General features: G+C 65.9%; 19 protein-coding genes. 12 read left to right on the forward strand and 7 right to left on the reverse strand.

The genetic code is table 11. From position 1 onward, the window contains the following. Window positions 1–31: 31 nt before the first annotated feature. Together RT513_RS07585 and RT513_RS07590 are read right to left on the reverse strand one after the other, a co-directional pair. Window positions 32–301: a hypothetical protein gene (locus tag RT513_RS07585; protein WP_290691023.1), complete on the reverse strand. Its 270-nt coding sequence runs from the start codon at window positions 299–301 to the stop codon at window positions 32–34. A 74-nt stretch (window positions 302–375) separates the two neighbouring features. Further along, window positions 376–651 carry a hypothetical protein gene (locus tag RT513_RS07590; RefSeq protein WP_290691021.1) on the reverse strand — a complete coding sequence of 92 codons (276 nt, stop codon included), beginning with the start codon at window positions 649–651 and terminating at the stop codon, window positions 376–378. A gap of 314 nt (window positions 652–965) precedes the next feature. Here RT513_RS07590 and RT513_RS07595 point away from each other — a divergent pair, with 314 nt between their 5' ends. The 11 genes from RT513_RS07595 to RT513_RS07645 all read left to right on the forward strand — a co-directional run bounded on the left by RT513_RS07595 (window position 966) and on the right by RT513_RS07645 (window position 16,371). Then, window positions 966–1,853: a LysR family transcriptional regulator gene (locus RT513_RS07595; RefSeq protein ID WP_088214889.1), complete on the forward strand. Its 888-nt coding sequence runs from the start codon at window positions 966–968 to the stop codon at window positions 1,851–1,853. Between the two features lie 72 nt (window positions 1,854–1,925). After that, window positions 1,926–2,513: an imidazoleglycerol-phosphate dehydratase HisB gene (hisB, locus tag RT513_RS07600; RefSeq protein ID WP_290691017.1), complete on the forward strand. Its 588-nt coding sequence runs from the start codon at window positions 1,926–1,928 to the stop codon at window positions 2,511–2,513. Next, the gene (gene hisH, locus RT513_RS07605; RefSeq protein WP_088214891.1) at window positions 2,513–3,151 is read left to right on the forward strand and encodes an imidazole glycerol phosphate synthase subunit HisH; all 639 of its coding nucleotides are present in this window, start codon (window positions 2,513–2,515) and stop codon (window positions 3,149–3,151) included. Before hisB ends, hisH begins: the two co-directional genes overlap by 1 nt. A gap of 2 nt (window positions 3,152–3,153) precedes the next feature. Next, window positions 3,154–4,071, forward strand: coding sequence for a glutaminase (locus RT513_RS07610; RefSeq protein ID WP_290691013.1), 918 nt, complete (start codon window positions 3,154–3,156; stop codon window positions 4,069–4,071). 113 nt (window positions 4,072–4,184) lie between these two features. Continuing rightward, the gene (locus RT513_RS07615; RefSeq protein WP_290691011.1) at window positions 4,185–7,493 is read left to right on the forward strand and encodes an AsmA-like C-terminal region-containing protein; all 3,309 of its coding nucleotides are present in this window, start codon (window positions 4,185–4,187) and stop codon (window positions 7,491–7,493) included. Continuing rightward, entirely contained in the window at window positions 7,490–8,533 is a 1,044-nt protein-coding gene (gene queA, locus RT513_RS07620) for a tRNA preQ1(34) S-adenosylmethionine ribosyltransferase-isomerase QueA (RefSeq protein WP_290691008.1), read from the forward strand. Before RT513_RS07615 ends, queA begins: the two co-directional genes overlap by 4 nt. Window positions 8,534–8,794: 261 nt before the next feature. Next, entirely contained in the window at window positions 8,795–10,132 is a 1,338-nt protein-coding gene (locus tag RT513_RS07625; protein ID WP_290691006.1) for an MFS transporter, read from the forward strand. Between the two features lie 60 nt (window positions 10,133–10,192). Beyond that, entirely contained in the window at window positions 10,193–10,774 is a 582-nt protein-coding gene (locus RT513_RS07630) for a DUF924 family protein (protein ID WP_088214896.1), read from the forward strand. Between the two features lie 50 nt (window positions 10,775–10,824). Continuing rightward, window positions 10,825–12,219, forward strand: a complete 1,395-nt coding sequence (gene lpdA / locus RT513_RS07635) for a dihydrolipoyl dehydrogenase (protein WP_290691002.1) — start codon at window positions 10,825–10,827, stop codon at window positions 12,217–12,219. Window positions 12,220–12,808: 589 nt separating this feature from the next. After that, a complete protein-coding gene (gene uvrA / locus RT513_RS07640) occupies window positions 12,809–15,661 on the forward strand; it encodes an excinuclease ABC subunit UvrA (RefSeq protein WP_290690999.1) in 2,853 nt (950 codons plus the stop codon). Further along, entirely contained in the window at window positions 15,658–16,371 is a 714-nt protein-coding gene (locus RT513_RS07645) for a 3-keto-5-aminohexanoate cleavage protein (protein ID WP_290690997.1), read from the forward strand. Before uvrA ends, RT513_RS07645 begins: the two co-directional genes overlap by 4 nt. On the opposite strand, the gene RT513_RS07650 is transcribed toward RT513_RS07645, so the two are convergent. The 5 genes from RT513_RS07650 to RT513_RS07670 all read right to left on the reverse strand — a co-directional run bounded on the left by RT513_RS07650 (window position 16,368) and on the right by RT513_RS07670 (window position 20,649). Continuing rightward, entirely contained in the window at window positions 16,368–16,679 is a 312-nt protein-coding gene (locus tag RT513_RS07650; protein WP_313533838.1) for a hypothetical protein, read from the reverse strand. The genes RT513_RS07645 and RT513_RS07650 overlap by 4 nt on opposite strands. Beyond that, entirely contained in the window at window positions 16,679–16,954 is a 276-nt protein-coding gene (locus tag RT513_RS07655; RefSeq protein WP_143413134.1) for a hypothetical protein, read from the reverse strand. The genes RT513_RS07650 and RT513_RS07655 overlap by 1 nt, the downstream gene beginning before the upstream one ends. Before the next feature lie 631 nt (window positions 16,955–17,585). Next, window positions 17,586–18,464 (reverse strand): 3-hydroxyisobutyrate dehydrogenase, encoded by an 879-nt coding sequence (mmsB, locus tag RT513_RS07660; protein ID WP_290690992.1) that lies wholly within the window; start codon window positions 18,462–18,464, stop codon window positions 17,586–17,588. Continuing rightward, a complete protein-coding gene (locus RT513_RS07665; protein ID WP_290690990.1) occupies window positions 18,461–19,504 on the reverse strand; it encodes an enoyl-CoA hydratase/isomerase family protein in 1,044 nt (347 codons plus the stop codon). The genes mmsB and RT513_RS07665 overlap by 4 nt, the downstream gene beginning before the upstream one ends. Next, window positions 19,504–20,649, reverse strand: coding sequence for an acyl-CoA dehydrogenase family protein (locus tag RT513_RS07670; protein WP_290690988.1), 1,146 nt, complete (start codon window positions 20,647–20,649; stop codon window positions 19,504–19,506). The genes RT513_RS07665 and RT513_RS07670 overlap by 1 nt, the downstream gene beginning before the upstream one ends. Window positions 20,650–20,983: 334 nt before the next feature. On the opposite strand from RT513_RS07670, the gene RT513_RS07675 reads away from it, so the two are divergent. Beyond that, window positions 20,984–21,574 carry a VPLPA-CTERM sorting domain-containing protein gene (locus RT513_RS07675; protein ID WP_290690986.1) on the forward strand — a complete coding sequence of 197 codons (591 nt, stop codon included), beginning with the start codon at window positions 20,984–20,986 and terminating at the stop codon, window positions 21,572–21,574. Window positions 21,575–21,603: the final 29 nt, after the last annotated feature.

Here is a 21,603-nt window from a genome sequence, read left to right on the forward strand (position 1 = left end):
CTATGTCGCGGCGATCAGCCGTTCGCGTAGTTCAGTCGTTCGCGTAGTCCGGCACTGCAATGGCGGTCGGGTTCTGCGCACCGCGCGTCACGCTGGCGTCATGGTTGAGGATGAGTTCCATGCGCTCGGTGTCATTGTGGCGTTTCGCGTTGTCGAGCTGGATCAGCTCATTGGTGCTGAACCGGGTGGGATCGACGCCGAGTTCGGCAGCAAGCTGGGCTTTGCCCGCGTTGACGCCCTGGGCCATGACGGGAGCGGCGAGGCCGAGGAGGGCGATGGTCATGATGGTCTTGGCAAACATGTCTCTATTCCTTTTCTTCGCTGCAAATGCAGCCTTGTCGGGGGAGGTTGGGGCGCACTGCCCCGGTTGACTCTTTAATGACGCGTATCGGCGTAACCCGGCACCATCAGCGCCGTGGGAGTGTTCGCGTTACGTGTCACGCCAACCTCCCTGTCCATGATGCGGTTCCAGAGCTGACTGTCGTGGTTACGTTTGGCAGTATCGAGTTGAATGAGTTCGATCAGCGTGAAATCCGAGGGATTCACGCCGAGTTCCGCCGCCATCTGCGCCTTGCCGGGGTTGACGCTCTGTGCAGCGACAGGAGCGGCAAGGCCGAGCAGGGCAACGGTCATGATGGTTTTGGCGAGCATTTCTAATATCCTTTCGACACGGAGCCGCGTTGTGGCTCCTAATCTCCCGGTCTTTCCTGTTCCGGTGAGGGTGATATGGGGTATGTCTTTCCGGGGGTGAAGGGCAGATTCTGCAAAAGTCTGTGCATTTATGCACAGGCTCTGTGAGCAGATGAGAGACTTGAAAACGGGAACTATTTCCGTGTTGGCGCTGCGCCGGATTGCGTGAGCGACCGTGATCGTCCGGCATCACCCCTGTCCGCGGCCCCATCAGGCATATTGAGAAACGAAATGCCGCGTGCAACTGTCCGTTGTCACGCGTTCAAAGAGCTTCCATGGCCACCGACAACTGGAGCGAGATCAGGACCGCGTATTTCGTCGCGCGTCTGGGCACCGTCAGCGCTGCGGCGGAGGCGTTGGGCGTCCATCATGCGACGGTGATCCGCCATATCGAAGCGCTGGAGAAGCGGCTCGGAACCCGGCTCTTTCACCGCCATGCCCGCGGCTACACCCCCACGGAGGCGGGGGAGGACCTCTTGCAGGTGGGACAGGCGACGGATGAGCAGCTTACCCATCTGCTCAACCGTATCCGCGGCAGGGGGGAGGAGGTCTCGGGCGACCTTCTGATCTCCAGCGTCCCCGGTCTGGCCGATCTCGTGGTGCCTGCCATCGGCCGGTTTCAGGCGCTGCATCCGGCGATACGGGTTCACTACGCCTCGGAGTTGCGGAAGGTCCGGCTGGAATACGGGGAGGCGCATGTGGCGCTGCGCGCGGGATCCGCCCCGGAAGAGCCGGACAACGTGGTCTCTCCCCTGATGGACTATCGTTTCGCGCTCTACGCGACGCGGGAATTCATCGACATGAACGGCTGCCCCGAGACGCCGGAGGATCTGGCCTCCTTCCGCATCGTCGGCGCGTCGGGTGAGGCGTTGCGCGCCCCCTACAACCGTTGGCTGGCCGATTACGTGCCGGAGGACAAGTTCTGCTTCATCTCCCCGGTCGGGCCCGCGCTCAAGGCGGCTGTTCTGGCGGGAATCGGCATCGGCTTCATGCGTGCGGGCTCGCACGAGACGCGGGAGCAGCTGGTGGAGATCTTTCCGGGGCTGGATGAGCCGCGCTGGAACTCCAAGGCTTACATCGTCACCCATGTGGATACGCACCGCACGGCCAAGGTGCAGCAGTTCGTGACCTTCCTGCGTCGCGACGCGCGCAACTGGACCTGACGGACCCCGCAGGAGCGGCGTGGACAATTCCGGCCCTCCGCCTATAACGGCCCGTGAACGAGGAGCGAAGCGATGCGCAAGGCCACCATCACGCGCCGGACGGCGGAAACCGACATCACCGTCAGCGTCGATCTCGACGGCAGCGGGAGCTACGACAACCAGACCGGGGTCGGGTTCTTCGACCACATGCTGGACCAGCTCGCGCGCCATGCGCTGATCGACATGACCGTGCGGGCGAAGGGCGATCTGCATATCGACGACCATCACACGGTGGAGGATACCGGTATCGCCATCGGGCAGGCGCTGGCGCAGGCGCTCGGCGACAAGCGGGGCATCCGCCGCTACGGCTCCTGCCACCTGCCGATGGATGACGCGCAGGTGCGGGCGGCGCTGGACCTTTCGGGGCGGCCCTATCTCGTGTGGAACGTCGATCTGCCGACGCAGAAGATCGGCACATTCGATACGGAACTGGTGCGGGAGTTCTTTCAGGCGCTCTCCACCCACGGCGGGATCACCCTGCACGTGGACCGGCTGCACGGGATCAACAGTCACCATATCGCGGAGGCGGCGTTCAAGGCCGTTGCGCGCGCGCTTCGCGAGGCGGTGGAGATCGACCGGCGGAAGGCGGACGCTATCCCGTCCACCAAGGGGGCGCTCTGATGCTGGTGGCGCTGGTCGATTACGATTCCGGCAACCTCCATTCGGCAGAGAAGGCGTTTCAGCGCATGGCGGCGGAGGTCGGGCGGACCACCGTCACCGTGACGTCTGACCCCGACGTGGTCGCGCGGGCGGACCGGATCGTCCTGCCGGGCGACGGGGCATTCCCCGCCTGCCGGGAGGCGCTGGAAGCGCATGACGGCCTTTTCGACGCGATCTCGGAGGCCGTTCGCGGCGGGGGGCGGCCGTTCCTCGGCATCTGCGTGGGGATGCAGATGCTGGCGTCCCGCGGGCTGGAATACCAGCCGACCGCCGGTTTCGACTGGATCCCCGGCGAGGTGCGGCGGATTGCCCCCGCCGATCCCGCGCTGAAGGTGCCGCATATGGGCTGGAACGAGCTTCGGCTGGAGCAGTCCCATCCGGTGCTGGACGGGATCGCGAGCGGCGAGCATGTCTATTTCGTCCACTCCTATCAGCTTCATGTCGCCGACGCGGCGGATCGGCTGGCCTCGGCGGATTACGGCGGGCCGGTCACGGCGATCGTGGGGCGCGGCAATGTGATCGGCACCCAGTTCCACCCGGAGAAAAGCCAGGAGACGGGGCTGAGGCTCATCCACAACTTCCTCGACTGGACACCCTGAGAATGCCGCAGCGGCTGGCGGATACGCTCCACCGGATCGGCGTCGAGATGGCGCAGGTGCAGGAGCGCGGTCGCGTCGCCGACTATATCCCGGAGCTTGGCTGCATCGACCCGAAGCGCTTCGGCATGGCGGTGGTGACGGCGGAGGGGCGCGAGGTGCAGACCGGCGACGCCGACACCAGCTTCTCCATTCAGTCCGTGTCAAAGGTCTTCACGCTGGCGCTCGCGCTCGGCAAGCTGGGGGATCAGCTCTGGCAGCGGGTCGGGCGTGAACCTTCCGGGCAGGCCTTCAACTCCATCCTGCAACTTGAGCTGGAAAAGGGGCGCCCGCGCAACCCGTTCATCAATGCGGGTGCGCTGGTGACGACCGATGCGGTGTTGACGGGCGCGACGCCGCGTGAAGCGCTGGGGTCCGTCCTGCGTTTCATGCGTGCGGCGGCGGAGGATGAGGATATTCATATCGACGCCGATGTCGCCCGGTCGGAGCAGAAGACCGGACACGGCAACTATGCTCTCGCCCATTACATCGCCTCGCATGACAACCTGCTTCACCCGCCGGAGCTGGTCTGCGGCACGTATTTCCACCAATGCGCCATCGCGATGACCTGCCGTCAGCTTGCCCGCGCCGGGCGGTTCCTGATGAGCGCCGGGCAGGGGCCGCGGCTGGTTTCGGCGGGCCGCGTCCGCCGGATCAACGCGCTGATGATGACCTGCGGCCAGTATGACGGATCGGGGGACTTCGCCTACCGCGTCGGCCTGCCGGGCAAGAGCGGGGTGGGCGGTGGCCTGCTGGTGATCGCGCCCGGGCGGGCGTCCATCGCGGTCTGGTCTCCGGGGCTGGATGAACAGGGAAACACCCTGATCGGCACGCTCGCCGTGGAGCGTCTGGCGCGCGCGATGGGCTGGTCGGTCTTTGGATGATCTCCGGCAGAAAGCCGCTGTGCAAGAATCCGGTGCCTTCCGTTTCCCAAGCGGCTCGTGAAAGCTATCCTTCCCCGCAGGATCGGCTGCGGAGAGATGAGCGAATTGAAGATATGAGCGAGTTGACCGGCCCGCCTACAGGTGGCCTGCGGCGCCCCGCATGGCGGCGGTGGGGGGTGCCGCTTGGCCTTGCGGGGGGTGCGGCGGTGCTTGTGGCGGCGGGCGGGCTTGCGCTTCGCGACAGGCCGCTTCATGCGCCCCGCTGGGTGGCCGACCGGGTGGAGGCGGCGGTCAACAATGCCTTGGAGGGTCATGGGCGGCTTGCGCTCGGCGCGGTCGATCTGGTGCTCGATCACGGCTGGCGGCCCCGGTTCCGCCTGTCCGACATCACGCTCTTCGATCAGGCGGACCAGCGGATCGGGACGCTGGCCGACCTGCGGTTCCGTTTGCGGCGGGACGATCTTCTGGCGCTGCGGCTCCGGCCCGATGTGGTGGAGATGGGGCGCGCGACGATGTATCTCCGCCGGTTGCCGGACGGAAGGCTCGACCTCGACGTGGGGCAGACGGGCGCTGCTTTCGGCGCGGTCGGCTCCATGGCGGAGATCATGGCCGCGATCGACGATTTCTTTGAGGAGCCGCTGCTGTCGGGCGTCATTCGGGCCTCCGCCCGGGAGGTTGGCATCCGGCTGGAGGATCAGCGGGTCGGACAGGTCTGGGAGGTGAGCGATGGCCGCCTCACCGTCCGCCGAGACGGGGCGGGCGTTCGCGTGGCGCTGGATTTCGACCTCGGCGCGGCGGGGGAGCGGCCTGCCGCGGCCAATCTGCTGTTTGAAACCCGGCGCGGCACGCCCGAGGCGAGCTTCAGTGCAAGGCTGACCGACGTCCCGGCCCGCGATGTGGCCTTGCAGGCCCCCGCGCTCGCCTGGCTCTCCGTGCTGGACGCACCGCTTTCAGGAGAGGTTTCCGCGCGGATCGACGGCACCGGGGCGCTGCTTCCCGTCCGGGGCAAGCTCTCCATCGGGCCGGGCGCGGTGCAGCCGGAACCGGGGACGCCCCCCGTGCGCTTCCGGTCCGCCGTTCTGGCGCTTGCCTACGATGCCGCGGCGGAGCGGGTGAGTTTTGAGCAGATCAACGTCCAGAGCCGCACGCTCCGCTTCTCCGCCACAGGTCAGGCTTTCCTGCGGGAGATGGAGGGCGGCTTCCCTGCTGTCGTGGAGGCCCAGATCGCCGTGTCGGATATGCGCGTCGACCCCGATGGCGTGTTCGAGGCGCCCGTCGGGTTCAGCGACGGGCAGGCCGATCTGCAGCTTCGGCTGGATCCGCTGACGCTCGCCATCGGACAGGCGACGTTGAGCGAGGGTTCCCAGCGGCTTCGCGCCTTCGGGCGGATAGCGGCGCGGCCCGATGGCTGGGAGGTGGCGCTCGACACGACGGTGAACGAGGTGGACCGGCAGCGGCTCATCGCGCTGTGGCCCGTTTCCGTGGCCGGCAAGACGCGGGAGTGGCTGAGCGAGAATGTCTTTACCGCGAACCTGTCCGACGTGAAGGCCGCCGTGCGCCTTCGTCCGGGGGAGGAACCGCGTCTTGGCCTGACCTATGAGTTCCGCGATGGCGAGGTGGGGTTCATGCCGACGCTGCCGCCGATCCGCCACGGCTCCGGCTATGCCGCCATCGACCGGGGACGCTATGCGATGCGGGTCAACGCAGGACAGGTGGACGCGCCGAAGGGCGGGACGCTGGATGTCGCGGGCTCCACCTTCGTCGTGCCGGATATCGAGGAGAAACCTGCCCGCGCAGAGATCGACCTTCAGGCCCGGGGGAGCATCACCGCCGCGCTCTCCGTGCTCGATGAGCCGCCCTTCCGCTTTCTCAGCAAGGCCGAAAAACCCGTCGATCTGGCCGAGGGGCGGGCCGATGTGCGGGCCAGGATCGCGCTCCCGCTCCTCAAGGACGTGAAGTTGCCGCAGGTTGAGTATCACGTCGCGGGCGTGTTGAGCCAGGTGCGCTCCGACCGGATCGTGCCGGGCAGGGCGCTGGAGGCCGCGCAGCTCGACCTGACGGCGGATCGCGACATGCTGCGGATATCCGGCGCCGGGCGGCTGTCCGGTGTGCCGTTTCAGGGCGCCTGGGAACAGCCGCTGGACAAGGCGAAAAGCGACCTGTCCCGCGTGACCGGCTGGGTGGAGCTTTCGCCCGCGGCGCTGGCGGCCTTTGCGCCGGGGCTGCCGGAAACGCTGGTTTCGGGGCGGGGACGGGCGGATGTGCAGGTTGATCTGGCCAAGGGCGCCCCGCCCGCGATCCGGTTGGAGAGCGATCTGGCGGGCCTTGGGCTGCGTCTGCCGGAGATCGGCTGGCAGCTTTCTCCCGCGCAGAAGGGCAGGCTCGCCCTCGCCCTCACCGCCGGGAAGCCTGCGGAGGTGCGAAGCCTTTCCCTCACCGCTCCGGGGCTGATGCTGGAGGGTGGCAGGGCGACGCTGAAGGCTGACGATACGCTGGGGACCGCCCGTTTCTCCCGCGTCCGGGCGGGTGACTGGCTCGACGCGCCGGTGGTGTTGACCGGGCAGGGCCGGGGCCGGCCGCCGGCGGTATCGCTGCCCGGCGGGCATGTGAACCTTGCCGCATTGCCCGATGGCGGCGGCGGCGCGCGGCCGGTGCGGAGCGCGGCGCCCTCGCGGGGGAGCAGCGTGCCGATTACCTTCACGCTCGACCGGGTGGACGTGGGCAAGGAGCTGTTCCTGACCAATGCCAGCGGTGCGCTGGAGACGGGCGGCGGGATTCACGGCACGTTTCGCGGTCTGGTGAACGGTGTCGCCGGTCTGACGGGGGAGGCGATCGCCACGGGCGGGCGACCTGCGCTTCGATTCAGCGCCAAGGATGCAGGCGCGCTGATCGCCGCCATGGGGATCACGCCCCGGGCAGCGGGCGGTGCGCTTTCCCTCTCCCTCACACCGCGGGCGCAGGCCGGAGAGTATGACGGACAGCTCGCCATCGAGGACATGCGGCTGAGGGAAGCACCCGTGCTGGCGCAGCTTCTGTCGGCGGTGAGCGTGGTCGGCCTTGTGGAGCAATTGGCGGGCGGCGGCATCCTTTTCAGCGACATCCGCTCAGACTTCCGCTTGACGCCGGGCGCGGTGGAGGTGAAGAGCGGCTCGGCCACCGGCCCCTCGCTCGGCATCTCCGCCGCCGGGGTCTATCTTCTGGGGAGCAGGCGTATCGAGATGCAGGGTGTCGTTTCCCCCCTCTATCTGCTGAACGGCATCGGCGCCGGCCTGACCCGGCGGGGCGAGGGGCTGATCGGCATCAACTACACCGTCTCCGGCACGGCGGATGATCCCCGGATCGGGGTGAACCCGCTCTCGATCTTCACCCCCGGCATGTTCAGGGAACTGTTCCGCAGCGATCCGCCGCGGCTGGCACAATGACACTCAGGCTTTCCGACTTCGACTTCGACCTGCCCGACGATCTGATCGCGACGCGGCCCGTCCGCCCGCGCAGCGCGGCGCGCCTTCTGGTGGCAGAGGGCGATCGCATCAGCGACCGGCGGGTAAGCGATCTGGTAACGCTTCTCCGCCCTGGCGACCGGCTGGTGCTGAACGATACCAAGGTGATCCCGGCCCGGCTCTCCGGCCTTCGCATCCGGGGGGAGGTCAGCGCACGGGTGGAGGTGACGCTGCTGGAGGCGACGGCCTCGGGCGGCTGGCGCGTGTTGGCCCGCCCCCTTCGCAAGCTGAAACCCGGCGACATCCTCATCTTCTCCGACCGGCTTTCGGCGGAAGTGCAGGAGCGGAACGAGGCCGACGCGGTGATCGCCTTCAACCTGACGGGCGGAGATTTCGATACCGCGCTGGCAGAGGCGGGCTCCATGCCGTTGCCGCCCTATATCGCCGCCAAGCGCCCTGCGGATGAACAGGACAAGGAAGACTACCAGACGGTGTTCGCCCGCCGCTCCGGCGCCGTGGCGGCCCCGACCGCCTCGCTGCATTTCGATGAGCCGCTCCTTGCCGCTCTGGCGGAGCGGGGGGTCGCGTTCTCGCATGTGACGCTGCATGTAGGCGCGGGCACCTTCCTGCCGGTGAAGGTGGAGGATGTGACGACCCACCGGATGCATGCCGAATGGGGCGAGGTCACCGCCCGCGCGGCGGAGGAGATCGCGGCCACGCGCGCGCAGGGAGGGCGGGTGATCCCCGTCGGGACTACCGCGCTCCGCCTCATCGAAAGCGCTTCCCGGGGTGGTGAGATCGCGCCGTGGGAGGGGGAGACCGACATCTTCATCTATCCGGGTTTCCGCTTCCATGCGACGGACGGACTCATCACCAACTTCCACCTGCCGAAATCGACGCTGCTGATGCTCGTCTCCGCGCTGATGGGGATGGACCGGATGCGCCGCGTCTATGCCCATGCGGTGACCGAGAGGTATCGTTTCTTCAGCTACGGCGATGCCTCGCTCCTGCTGCCGCAATAGGATGCGCGGCCCTCGCCTCTGTCGCGGCGACGGGGGCTGCAACCAGAGCGCTGCCGCTGGATCCGTTGCGGGGGCGTTTGCGAGAAATCCCGCGCCTTCCGCCGTCCGAGGGCGGCTCCGGTTCTCTTGCGGGTCGGCCCTTATCCCGCCGCGCGGATGGCGTCACACCGGGATGTGTTGAGGTTGCGTTGATGCGACGCAAGGTAATCCCCCTTGTTCCGGCCCTCAGGTGAGATAGGGAAGGCAGATCGGAGGCGCGTCATGCTCGAAGTTCTCAGCCGTTCCTGGCCCCTTCTGTTCGGGGTCTTCCTCATGCTTGTCGGCAACGGCATGCAGGGTACGCTGCTGGGTATTCGCGGCGGCATCGAAGGGTTCTCCACTTCGCAGATGTCGTGGATCATGTCCACGTATTTCCTTGGGTTTCTCGGGGGGTCGCTTCTGGCGCCCCGCCTGATCCAGCGGGTCGGCCATGTGCGCGTGTTCGCGGCGCTGGGGTCGCTGATCTCCGCGCTGCTCATCCTCTATCCGGTGCTGCCGGAGTGGGTGGCCTGGGCGACGTTCCGGCTGCTGATCGGCTTCGGCTTCTCCGGTGTCTATGTGACGGCGGAAAGCTGGCTCAACAATTCCTCGACCAACGAAACCCGCGGCAAGGCGCTGTCGCTCTACATGATCATGCAGAGCGGGGGGATCATCGTCGGGCAGGCGCTGCTGAATGTCGCGGATCCGGCAGGCTTCCTGCTGTTCGTGATTCCCTCGGTGCTGGTGTCGCTCTCCTTCACGCCGGTTCTGTTGTCCGTGGCACCCGCTCCGGCCTTTGAATCCACGCGGCCCATGAGCATCCTGAAACTCATGCGCATGTCGCCGCTCGGGTGCTTCGGCACCTTCGCGATGGGGGGCGTGTTTTCCGCGCTGTTCGGCATGGCCTCCGTCTGGGGCGGGCTGGAGGGGCTGACGGTTGCGCAGATCTCGGGCTTCGTCGCGGCGATCTATTTCGGCGGGCTTGTCGTCCAATACCCGATCGGTCAGCTTTCGGACCGGATGGACAGGCGGCAGCTCATCCTCGTTATCGCGCTCGTGGGTGCTTTTGTGATGATGATCGCGGCGGCGCTGGACCTTCCCTACGCCCTGCTGCTCGGCGTGGCCACCGTCATCGGCGGCGTGGCGAACCCGCTCTACTCGCTCTTCATCTCGCATACCAACGATTATCTGGATTCGAGCGAAATGGCGGCGGCTTCGGGCGGTCTGCTGTTCCTGAACGGCTGCGGAGCCTTCATCGGGCCGTTGATCACCGGCTGGGCAATGACACGGCTCGGGCCGAATGGGTTCTTTCTCTATATCGGCGTGCTGCTCGTTGCGATCACCTTCTACACGGCATGGCGCATGATGCGCCGCGAGGCGCCGGTGGCGACAGGTGCGATGGCCGTGGTGCCGCCCTCCGCCGGGGTCGTCGCCATGGAGGCGGCGATGGAGGTCGCCTCGGAGGCCGTTCCCCCGCCCGAGGAGGAGATACCCGGGGAGGAGATACCCGGGGAGGAGGCGCCCGAGACCTCCGGGACAGCGGAAGAGACGGAACCACAACGGGAATCCACGGGTTCCTGAGGCGTTGCGCCCGGGCGGCTGACCTGTCAGCTTCGCCCGGCAGATGCCGAAGGAGATCCCATGACCCCGCACGACGTTCTCGATTTCTGGACCCGCCAGCATGGCCCGGAGGACTGGTACAAGTCCGATCCCGCGCTTGACGAGGCGATCCGCAGCCGCTTCCTCTCCGCCTGGGAGCAGCTCGATGAGGGCGGTCTGACCGACTGGATCGACGGGCCGGAAGGGGCACTGGCCTACATCATTCTCGCCGACCAGTTTCCGCGCAACATGTTCCGCGACGACCCCCGCAGCTTCGCCACCGACCCGGCTGCGAGAGCCGCGGCAAGGCGCGCCATCGATGAGGGCTGGGATCTCGCCATACAGGAACCGACGCGCCAGTTCTTCTACCTGCCGTTCATGCATTCAGAGGATATGGGCGACCAGAAGTTCTGCATCGCGGCCGTGCAGGAGCGGATGCCCGAAACGGGGGAGAGCACGCTGCTCCACGCCCGCGCCCATGCGGAGGTGATCGACACCTATGGCCGCTTTCCGCACCGCAACGAAGCTCTGGGCCGGCGGACGACCTCGGACGAAAAGGACTATTTTGACGAGGGCGCCTATGGCGGCGTCGTCCGCAAGCTGCAGGAACGGGATGCGGATTGAACGGTGTTGAAAGATAGTTTAACGTCAAACTAATTTCCGAACGAGGATGAATGATGGCTTCCAGCTATGATGTGATCGTGATCGGCTCCGGCCCCGGCGGCTATGTCTGCGCCATACGCGCGGCCCAATTGGGGATGAATGTCGCCATTGTGGAGCGGGAACATCTGGGAGGCATCTGCCTCAACTGGGGCTGCATCCCCACCAAGGCGCTGCTCCGTTCGGCGGAAGTGCTCCACCTGATGCACCGGGCAAAGGATTTCGGCCTGAAAGCCGGTGACATCGGCTATGATCTCGATGCCGTCGTCCAGCGGTCGCGGGGTGTGGCCAAGCAGCTTTCCGGCGGCGTGGCGCATCTGATGAAGAAGAACAAGATCACCGTGGTCATGGGCACTGCCAAGATCGCCAAGGGCGGCAAGGTTGTGGTGACGACGGAGAAGGGCACCGAGGAGTTGACCGGCAAGGCCGTCGTGCTCGCCACCGGGGCACGCGCGCGGGAGCTGCCGGGGCTGGAGGCGGACGGCGATCTGGTCTGGACCTACAAGCATGCGCTGCTGCCCAAACGGATGCCGAAGAAGCTGCTGGTCATCGGCTCCGGCGCCATCGGCATCGAATTCGCCAGCTTCTACAACACGCTGGGCGCAGAGACGACCGTGGTCGAGGTGATGGACCGAATTCTGCCCGTGGAGGATGCGGAGATCTCCGCCTTCGCCAGGAAGCAGTTCGAGAAGCAGGGGATGAAGATCCTCGAAAAGACCACGGTAAAGAAGCTGGATCGTGCGAAGGGCAAGGTCACCGCGCATCTGGAAGCCGGGGGCAAGACCACGACGGCGGAGTTCGACACCGTGATCTCCGCCGTGGGGATCGTCGGCAATGTCGAGGATCTCGGGCTGGAAGATGCCGGTGTGAAGATCGACCGCACCCACGTGGTGACGGACGAATTCTGCCGCACCGGGGTCGATGGGGTCTATGCGATAGGCGATATCGCCGGGGCGCCCTGGCTCGCGCACAAGGCCAGCCATGAGGGTATCATGGTGGCGGAACTGCTCGCGGGTGGACATCCGCATCCGATGAAGCCGGGTTCCGTCGCGGGCTGCACCTATTGCCACCCCCAGATCGCCAGCGTCGGCATGACGGAGGCGAAGGCGAAGGAGGCTGGTCATGAGGTGAAGGTGGGCAAGTTCCCCTTCATCGGTAACGGCAAGGCCATCGCTCTGGGAGAGACGGAGGGCATGGTCAAGACCGTGTTCGATGCCAAGACCGGGGAGCTTCTGGGAGCGCACATGGTCGGTGCCGAAGTGACCGAGATGATCCAGGGCTACGTGATCGGCAGGACGCTGGAAACCACGGAGGCGGAGTTGATCGAGACGATCTTCCCGCACCCGACGATATCGGAATCGATGCACGAAGCGGTGCTGGCCGCCTACGGGCGCGCGATCCACATCTGACTGCGGGAACCTGAAGGTGGGAGCCTGAAGGCGGGGCATCGAACCCGGCCCTCAGGCGCTGCCGCCCTCCGTTGACACGGGTGGGTTAGGAGGGGGTACCTTTGCTCTTCATGGGGCGGGGCGAAGGGTCTTTGCACCCTGATGGCGGACCACTCTTCGACGACCGCCCAGCCCAACCGCAACGCGCCTTGGAGGCTTTTGAGCCGGGCTGTGCGGTTGCGGGAAAGTTTTGGGGTGTGGCCAGCCCGGATCACCGATTTTCTGACATTTCGACGCGGATTTGCCGGAACCGAGGCCGATAGCCACCTGCGGGGCCTTTGGCAGTTGGCAATGGCGGCTTGGACCGAACGCCCCGGATAGCCCAGCAGCAGAAACGGATTGCGCGTCGAGGGAAGGCCTGTCGGGGATTTGCCATCCCGGACGGCTGGGGCAACAGGCGCCGGTGCACTGTCCGGCCCGAGGAATGACTCGCACGAAAGCCTGCAATGGAGCGAAGCTGTTGCGGCGTTCACTCATTGTTCACATTTTGCGGTTGGAGACTCGGCCGTGAATGCCTATCTTCTGTCCCTGTCCTGTCCCGGAGCCTCCCATGGAACAGAAGTTCATCTCCGTCCGCGGCGCACGCGAGCATAATCTCAAGAATGTCGATGTGGATATTCCGCGCGACAAGCTGGTGGTGCTGACGGGCCTCTCCGGGTCGGGGAAGTCGTCACTGGCCTTTGACACGATCTATGCGGAGGGGCAGCGGCGCTATGTGGAGAGCCTGTCGGCCTATGCACGGCAGTTTCTGGACATGATGCAGAAGCCGGACGTGGATCACATCTCCGGTCTCTCGCCCGCCATCTCCATCGAGCAGAAGACCACGTCGAAGAACCCGCGCTCCACCGTGGGCACCGTGACAGAGATCTACGACTACCTCCGTCTGCTCTTCGCGCGGGTGGGGGTGCCCTACAGCCCCGTGACCGGCCTGCCGATCGAGGCGCAGCAGGTGCAGGACATGGTGGACCGGACGCTGGCCCTGCCTGAAGGCACGCGGGCCTATCTGCTGGCGCCCATCGTGCGCGAGCGGAAGGGCGAGTACCGGAAGGAAATGTTGGAGCTGCGCAAACAGGGCTTCCAGCGCGTCAAGGTTGACGGGCAGTTCTACGAGCTGGACGAACCGCCGACGCTGGACAAGAAATTCCGCCATGACATCGACGTGGTGGTGGATCGGATCGTCGTGCGGCCGGGGTCGGAGACGCGGCTGGCCGACAGCTTCCGCACCGCGCTCGACCTGGCCGACGGCATCGCGATAGTGGAGACCGCGCCGACGGACGGCGAGCCGCAACGCATCACCTTCTCCGAGAAGTTCGCCTGCCCGGAATCCGGCTTCACCATCCCGGAAATCGAACCGCGCCTGTTTTCCTTCAACGCGCCGATGGGGGCCTGTCCGGTCTGCGACGGGTTGGGGGTGGAGCTGTTCTTTGACGAACGGCTGGTGGTCCCGGACGTGACGCTGAAGGTCGCGGATGCCATCGCGCCCTGGGCCAAGTCCAAAAGCCCCTATTACCGCCAGACCATCGAGGCGCTCGCCGATCACTACGGCTTCGATCCGAATACGCGCTGGAAGGATCTGCCGGAGAAGGCGCGCGATGTCTTCGTCAACGGCTCGCGCGGCGAGGAGGTCACCTTCCGCTACGATGAGGGGGGCCGCGTCTATCAGGTGAAGCGCGCGTTCGAGGGTGTCATCCCGAACATGGAGCGCCGCTACCGCGAAACCGATTCCGCCTGGAGCCGCGAGGATCTGGAGCGTTACCAGAACAACCGCCCCTGCGCGGCCTGCCACGGCTACCGGCTGAAGCCTGAGGCACTCGCAGTCAAGATCGCTGGCCTGCATGTCGGGCAGGTGGTGGAGAAATCCATCCGCGAGGCGCATGACTGGGTGCTCTCCGTCCCCGAAACGCTGACCGAGCAGCGGAACGAGATTGCGCGCGCGATCCTGAAGGAGATCAGGGAGCGGCTGGGCTTTCTGGTCAATGTCGGGCTGGATTACCTCACGCTGTCCCGCTCCGCCGGCACGCTGTCAGGCGGGGAAAGCCAGCGCATCCGGCTGGCGAGCCAGATCGGATCGGGGCTGACGGGGGTGCTTTATGTGCTGGACGAGCCGTCCATCGGCCTGCACCAGCGCGACAATGACAGGCTGCTGGAGACGCTGAAGAACCTGCGGGATGCCGGGAATACCGTGCTTGTGGTGGAGCATGACGAGGATGCCATCCGCACCGCGGATTACGTGCTCGACGTCGGGCCCGGCGCGGGCGTGCATGGCGGAGAGATCGTGGCGCAGGGAACGCCCGAGCAACTGGCGGCGGATCCTGCCTCGCTCACCGGGAAATACCTCTCCGGCGAGCGGGAGATCGCGGTGCCCAAGGAGCGGCGCAAGGGCAACGGCAAGAAGGTGACGGTGGTCAATGCGACCGGCAACAACCTCCGGAACGTGACGGCCGATTTTCCGCTGGGCAAGTTCGTCTGCGTGACGGGCGTGTCCGGCGGCGGCAAGTCCACCCTGACCATAGAGACGCTGTTCAAGACGGCTTCCATGCGGCTCAACGGCGCGCATCAGACGCCGGCCCCCTGTGACACGGTGAAGGGGCTGGACCATCTGGACAAGGTGATCGACATCGACCAGCGCCCCATCGGGCGCACGCCGCGCTCAAACCCCGCCACCTATACCGGCGCTTTCGGGCCGATTCGAGACTGGTTTGCCGGTCTGCCCGAGGCGCAGGCGCGGGGCTACAAGCCGGGACGCTTCTCCTTCAACGTGAAGGGAGGGCGGTGCGAAGCCTGTCAGGGCGATGGTGTCATCAAGATCGAAATGCACTTCCTGCCGGATGTCTATGTCACCTGCGAAACCTGCAAGGGCGCGCGTTACAACCGGGAAACGCTGGAAATAAAGTTCAAGGGCAAGAGCATATCGGACGTTCTTGATATGACGGTTGAAGACGCGCAGAGCTTCTTCAGCGCGGTCCCCTCCATCCGGGAGAAGATGGACGCGCTTGTTCAGGTGGGGCTTGGCTACGTGAAGGTGGGTCAGCAGGCGACCACGCTTTCCGGCGGTGAGGCGCAGCGGGTAAAACTGTCGAAGGAACTCGCGCGCCGGTCCACAGGCCGCACACTCTATATCCTCGACGAGCCGACGACGGGGCTGCATTTCGAGGATGTGCGCAAGCTGCTGGAGGTACTGCACCAGCTTGTCGATCAGGGGAATACGGTGGTGGTGATCGAGCACAATCTCGATGTCGTCAAGACTGCCGACTGGATCATCGACATCGGCCCCGAGGGCGGGGACGGAGGGGGGCGCATCGTCGCCACGGGCACACCCGAGGCTGTGGCGAAGGTGTCCGACTCCTATACGGGGCACTACCTTGGCCCGCTGCTGAAACCGCGCCGGATGGCCGCGGAATGAGCGTGCAGGCCTGCCTCAACGGCGCCCGCCGCGCGGGATCGCATCCGACGCTGCCGGTCACACCTGCCGAACTCGCCCGTGACGCGGCCCTCTGCCGCGCCGCGGGGGCGGAGACCGTGCATCTGCATGTGCGCGATCACGGCGGGGCGGAATCGCTGCGCCCGGAGCATGTGGCCGAAACCCTGACCGCCGTTCGGGAAGCGGTGCCCGGCATGCCGGTAGGCATTTCTACCGGGGCGTGGATCCCGCCCTATGGCCAGCGGCTTGCAGCGATGGCGGAATGGTCGGTTCGCCCGGATTTCGTCTCCGTCAACCTCTCCGAAGCCGACGCGCCGGAGGTGATCGCTCTCATGCAGCGGCAGCGGATCGGGGTGGAGGCCGGGTTGAGCTCGCTTGAGGATGTCCGCCGCCTGTTGCCGCTGGAGCCCGGCAACTGCCTGCGTTTTCTCGTAGAGATGGAAACCGCCGATTTCGCGGCGCAACGCAAGGAGGCGGAGGAAATGATCCGCCGCCTCGCAGATGCCGCCCCGCATGTCCCGGTGCTGTTGCACGGGATGAATGCGACCGCGTGGCGTTTCGTCGATATGGCGGCGGAGCAGGGTCTGGCCACGCGGATCGGGCTGGAGGACGTGCTCACCCTGCCGGACGGTTCCCCCGCTGATAATCCGCGGCTGGTGGCCGAAGCGGTCAGGAGGTATCCCGCGATCTAGCCGGGGGGTTGCAGGTTTGGACCGGCATCGACACCGGGAACGATGATCGTTCGCCTTCGGATCTGATCCTGCAATTGCTGTCGCTGCCGGATCTGATCCTGCAGCGCATTGTTCCGCTGCTGGTCCATCTGCTGCCTTTGGTTGTCGATCTGCTGATTGCGGCGGCGCAGTGCATCGGCACTGTCGGGGGTCTGGGCACACCGCATGCCGGGCGGGCAGGTGGTTTGGGCGAGGGCTGGCCCCGACATGCACGACATGCTCAACGTGATCGTCAGGGCCAGTGCCGACAGGAGAGCGCGCTTCCGCATCATCCCCCCATCAGCCGGTCATAGGACAGCATGATCTGTGCCACGCGTTGGCTGCTATCGTCCACCATCACTACCCAGCCTTTCAGCACACGGTAATGATAGCCGCGCGGCGGCGTCGGCAGACGGCTGCGCGCCGCCTGCTGGAAGGGCGGAGCCGCGCGCGCGCTGTCTCCCAGCTCGGGCGCGTTTCTCGGCAGTTCGCTTCCATCCCACGCATAGCCATAGCGCGGCGTGTAAGACGGTTGCGATGGCCACGGGTTGAAGGGAATTGTCATCAGCCCCGCCAGCAACCCCGTCCAGATCGGACTGGAATCCGAATATCTTCTCGGCCGGCGGTCATAGCCGGGGGGCCAGCGCCCGTTGTTCCACCCGGGCGGCGGCCGATCGGGACGGGGGCGGCTCCCCCATCCCTGCGGAGGCCGGTCCGGCGGCCAGCGACCGTTCCAACCGGGAGGCGGCCGATCAGGCGGAGGGCGATTGCCCCAACCGGGCGGCGGCCTGTCGGGCGAAGGGCGATTGCCCCACCCCGGCGGCGGTCTGTCGGGCCGGGGCCTGTCAGGTGGCGGTCTGTCAGGTGGAGGGCGGTTGCCCTGTCCCGGCGGTATTACGGCGGGCGGACGGCGATCCCGATCCCGCCGTGAGGGCTCGGGCGTGCGCCCCTGCCGCTCGATCAGGGAATTGCCGGACTCGCGCGAACGGTCCCGGTCCCTGCCACGGTCCCCCCTGTCGGAGCCACCGCAGAGCGCAGGGTTGTCCGCACACTGGGCCTGTGCAAACGCAGGCGGAAGCGGCATCACCAACAGCGCCGACAGCGAAATGAGCGCGACACTTCGCCAGAGTGAACCGACAACCCGAGTCATCATCTCCTCCCAGAGATCCCTCCGCGCCCGATCTGCCGGCCGCGCCCTATGCCAAGGATCTGTGTCGTTTTTCGAACCTTGGCAACATCGCGGAGAAATCTTTTCCGCTTCCATCCTCCTCATCAACAAAAGTTGCATAGAGGCGGGCGGCCAGCTCCCCCATGGGAGTGTCGGCATCGGCCGATTCCGCCGCTTGCTGGCTGAGGCGGAGGTCCTTCAGCATCAGGTCGGAAGCAAATCCCGGCTTGTAGCCGTTGTCGGCAGGGGACTTCGGTCCCACTCCGGGCGCGGGGCAGTAGGCGTTCATCGACCAGCTGTAGCCGGAGGAGGTGGAGACCACGTCGAACATCTTCGCGCGGTCCAGGCCCAGTTTGTCGGCCAGCGCGAAAGCCTCGCATGTGGCGATCATGGTCACGCCGAGGATCATGTTGTTGCAGATCTTCGCAGCCTGGCCGGCGCCCGACTCGCCGCAGAGCACCGCCTTCTGACCCATGACGTCGAACAGCGGCTTCACCTTGTCGAACGCCACCTGGGATCCCCCGGCCATGAAGGTCAGCGTGCCGGCGTCGGCCCCGCCGCTACCGCCGGAGACCGGCGCGTCAACCGCCAGAAGCCCGGCCTTGCCTGCCTCCTCGGCGACAGCGCGGGCGCTTTCGACATCCACCGTCGAGCAATCCAGGAACACCGCGCCCTGCTGCATGGCGGGCAGGATCTCCGCCGCGACCGCGCGGAGGATCTTCCCGTTCGGCAGCATCGTGATGACCACATCGGCACCGCGCGCGGCCTCCTCAGCGGAAGCGGCCATGGAGACGCCCGCAGGCGCCGGGGCGACAAGGTCGAACCCGGTCACCGTATGGCCCGCCGTGGCGAGGTTCCGTGCCATCGGGCCACCCATGTTGCCAAGGCCGATGAAACCGATCTTCATTTAAGCTCCTCCTCCATGTTCAATTCGTCGGCCCCGAGGGGGGCCGTGATCTCTGCCACACGCGCGGCCATGTCGCCCGGGGCGATGTCCTGCCATTTCGGCTGACGGTCCTTGTCGATGATCTGGGCGCGCACGCCTTCCAGAAAATCGCCTTCCTCCAGCAGCCGCCAGGTGGCGCGGTACTCGTGCGTCAGCGCGGCGCGGACACTTTCCTTTGCCGCCGTGCCGCGGATCAGCGCCAGCGTCACCGCCATCGACAGCGGTGAGTTCCGCTGCATCGTCTTCAGCGTCGCGGCGGCAAATTCGCCCGGCTCATCCGCCAGCGCCTTCATGATCGCGGCTACGGAGTCGTGCCGGAAGAGCCGGTCCACCGAGGCCTCATGCTCCGCCAGCGGCGGGGCAGGCGGTTGCTCCGCATGGCGGGCGATTAGGTCCACGCCGCCCCCGGCCGCAAGCTCCGCCTTCAGCAGATCCCAATGGGACTGCGGCACGTAGTGATCGGCGAAATTCGCATAGATCGCGTCCCCCGGTCCCATCCGGTGCCCCGTGAGGCCGAGATACTCGCCCATCCGCCCCGCCGCATGGGCAAGGCGGTAGGTGCCGCCCACGTCGGGTATCAGCCCGATACCGCATTCCGGCATGGCCATCTGTGTCGTCTCGCAGACGATCCTGTCGGAGCCGAGACAGCCGATACCCACACCGCCACCCATGACGAAACCGTGCAGGAAGCTGATGATCGGCTTGCGGTATTCGGCGATCTTGGCGTTCAGCCGGTATTCCTCCCGCCAGAACTCCCGGCCAAGCGCATAGTCGCCCTCGCGCCCCGCATGGTAGATCTCGGCGATGTCGCCACCGGCGCAGAAGGCACGGTCGCCCTCCGCATCCAGCAGGATGAGCTTGACCTCCGGGTCATGCGCCCAGTCGTCCAGCGCCTTCTCCATCGCCAGCGCCATCGGGTGGGTGAGGGCGTTCAGCGCCTTGGGCCGGGTCAGGGTGATGTGGCCCGCCTGGCCAATCTTGCGGGTAAGAATGTCGGACATCAGGCACGCTCCGTTAGCAGGCTGCGCGAGGTTATCAGGCGCATGATCTCGTTGGTTCCCTCGAGAATCTCGTGCACACGCAGGTCGCGCACGATCTTCTCGATGCCGTAGTCGGCCAGATAACCGTAGCCCCCGTGAAGCTGGAGGCAATCGTTCGCGGTCCGGGACGCGGCCTCCGTCACGAAAGCCTTTGCCATCGCACAGAATTTCGTGGCGTCGGATGCGCCGGTATCCAGCTTCCATGCCGCTTGCCGCAGGAATGTCCGGGCGGCCTGAAGAGCGATCTCGCAATCCGCGAGCCGGAATTGCAGCGCCTGGAAGCTGTCCAGCGTTTTGCCGAAGGCCTTGCGCTCCCCGATGTAGGTCAGCGTGCGGTCCAGCGCGGCCTGTGCCCCGCCGAGCGCGCAGGCGGAGATGTTGAGACGCCCGCCGTCCAGCCCGACCATGGCGTAGGTGAAGCCGCGGCCTTCTTCCCCCATGATGTTGTCGAGCGGGGTGAGGCAATCGTCGAACTGCACCTGCCGCGTCGGCTGTGCGCGCCAGCCCATCTTGTCCTCCAGCTTGCCGAAGGAGAGACCCGGCGCATCGCTTTCCACGACGACGGTGGAAATGCCCTTCGGCCCCTCTCCGCCCGTGCGGACCATGACGACGTAGGCATCCGAATAGCCGCCGCCGGAGATGAACGCCTTGGTGCCGTTGAGCTTCCAGCCCTCGTTCGTGCGTTCCGCGCGGGTGCGGAGCGCCGCCGCGTCGGAGCCGGAGCCGGGTTCGGTCAGACAGTAGGAGAGCACCTTCTCCATCGTCACCGCGGGCCGCAGGATGCGCTCCTTGACGTCGTCCGAGGCGAACTTCGCCAGCATTCCGCAGCACATGTTGTGGATGGAGAGAAACGCGGCGACGGAGGGGCAGGCGGTGGAGAGCGCCTCGAACACCAGCGTCGCATCCAGCCGCGACAGACCGGAGCCGCCCCAGTCTTCCCCGACATACAGCCCGCCGAAGCCCAGTTCCGCAAGTTTCGTCCACAGATCTCGCGGGATCGTGCCCTGCTGCTCCCACTCATGGGCAAAGGGCGCAATATGCTCGGCGGCGAATTCGCGGGCGATGTCGTAGATCGCCTGCTGCTCTTCCGTCAATGCGAAGTCCATGGTTCCTCCTCCGGTCTTCGGGTTCACAGAACCCCGCGCCGCGGGGGACTGCAAGTGGCTTCACAAGGGGGTGATTCGCTTTCAACGCGAAAAGGCACCCGGGTATTCCTCTTGAAATTTATTTAACCGTTGCGGAAGGGGACACAAAACCTCCGGTTGTTCAGGCATCATTCACCAGATACATACTAATATTAGTATTAATAAATAGTTTCCGGGAGGAAGATCAAAAAGTTTTTGATTTTAAACAATTTACGTCCTACCCGTTCTTCAGGGCCAAGGCGAACGGCCCGCTGCCATACAACCTTTAGAAGTTTGTCTTGTAACAGGTGTGAACATGACCGCATTTTTCAAAGCCGCTACTGTCGCCGCCTCTTTGCTGATCCCGTTTGCCGGGGCCGAGGCCGCGACCTTCGATTTTTCCGGGCCGACCGGCTCCGCCTCTTCCTACAGCTACAATGTGGACGGGATCGGCCTCACCATCACCGCGCAATCCTACCTTGTGGAGGCGCCGCTTACCGTCACCCGCGCGAGCGGTGGGCATGGCGTGAATTCCGGCCGTTTCGACAACAACGAACTGGACGGGTTCGGCGTCAATGAAGTGCTCATCTTCACTTTCGATCAGGAAGTGACGCTGGGCAATGTCGCCTTCTCGAACGTCGGCTGGCTCGACACTTTCTCCTTCTTCTCCGGCCCAAATACGCCTTGGGATTTCTCGGGCGCGGCCCTCGCCTCCAACTTCGACCTGTCGGGTTACACCGGGACCGTGTTCGGCATCGGGACGATCAACCCGCTGTCGTCCTTCCGCATCGCCTCGCTGGAGGCAACGGCGACCGACGCTCCGGCTCCGGTTCCGCTGCCGGCGGCAGCCTTTGTGCTGCTGGGCGGCGTCGCGGCACTGGCCGCCGTGCGCCGCCGCAAGTCCTGATCTCGCGGAAGGGGGAGGGTCTGCCTCCC

This window comes from Haematobacter sp., from assembly GCF_032102465.1.
Taxonomy (GTDB): Bacteria; Pseudomonadota; Alphaproteobacteria; order Rhodobacterales; family Rhodobacteraceae; genus Haematobacter.

Coding starts and splice junctions, on each gene's coding strand:
- RT513_RS07595 (WP_088214889.1), top strand. CDS start 966: ATGGCCACCGACAACTGGAGCGAGATCAGGACCGCGTATTTCGTCGCG.
- mmsB (WP_290690992.1), bottom strand. CDS start 18,464: ATGAAGATCGGTTTCATCGGCCTTGGCAACATGGGTGGCCCGATGGCA.
- RT513_RS07615 (WP_290691011.1), top strand. CDS start 4,185: ATGAGCGAGTTGACCGGCCCGCCTACAGGTGGCCTGCGGCGCCCCGCA.
- uvrA (WP_290690999.1), top strand. CDS start 12,809: ATGGAACAGAAGTTCATCTCCGTCCGCGGCGCACGCGAGCATAATCTC.
- RT513_RS07630 (WP_088214896.1), top strand. CDS start 10,193: ATGACCCCGCACGACGTTCTCGATTTCTGGACCCGCCAGCATGGCCCG.
- RT513_RS07585 (WP_290691023.1), bottom strand. CDS start 301: ATGTTTGCCAAGACCATCATGACCATCGCCCTCCTCGGCCTCGCCGCT.
- queA (WP_290691008.1), top strand. CDS start 7,490: ATGACACTCAGGCTTTCCGACTTCGACTTCGACCTGCCCGACGATCTG.
- RT513_RS07625 (WP_290691006.1), top strand. CDS start 8,795: ATGCTCGAAGTTCTCAGCCGTTCCTGGCCCCTTCTGTTCGGGGTCTTC.
- RT513_RS07655 (WP_143413134.1), bottom strand. CDS start 16,954: ATGACAATTCCCTTCAACCCGTGGCCATCGCAACCGTCTTACACGCCG.
- RT513_RS07665 (WP_290690990.1), bottom strand. CDS start 19,504: ATGTCCGACATTCTTACCCGCAAGATTGGCCAGGCGGGCCACATCACC.
- hisB (WP_290691017.1), top strand. CDS start 1,926: ATGCGCAAGGCCACCATCACGCGCCGGACGGCGGAAACCGACATCACC.
- RT513_RS07675 (WP_290690986.1), top strand. CDS start 20,984: ATGACCGCATTTTTCAAAGCCGCTACTGTCGCCGCCTCTTTGCTGATC.
- RT513_RS07670 (WP_290690988.1), bottom strand. CDS start 20,649: ATGGACTTCGCATTGACGGAAGAGCAGCAGGCGATCTACGACATCGCC.
- RT513_RS07650 (WP_313533838.1), bottom strand. CDS start 16,679: ATGCGGAAGCGCGCTCTCCTGTCGGCACTGGCCCTGACGATCACGTTG.
- RT513_RS07590 (WP_290691021.1), bottom strand. CDS start 651: ATGCTCGCCAAAACCATCATGACCGTTGCCCTGCTCGGCCTTGCCGCT.
- RT513_RS07610 (WP_290691013.1), top strand. CDS start 3,154: ATGCCGCAGCGGCTGGCGGATACGCTCCACCGGATCGGCGTCGAGATG.
- hisH (WP_088214891.1), top strand. CDS start 2,513: ATGCTGGTGGCGCTGGTCGATTACGATTCCGGCAACCTCCATTCGGCA.
- RT513_RS07645 (WP_290690997.1), top strand. CDS start 15,658: ATGAGCGTGCAGGCCTGCCTCAACGGCGCCCGCCGCGCGGGATCGCAT.
- lpdA (WP_290691002.1), top strand. CDS start 10,825: ATGATGGCTTCCAGCTATGATGTGATCGTGATCGGCTCCGGCCCCGGC.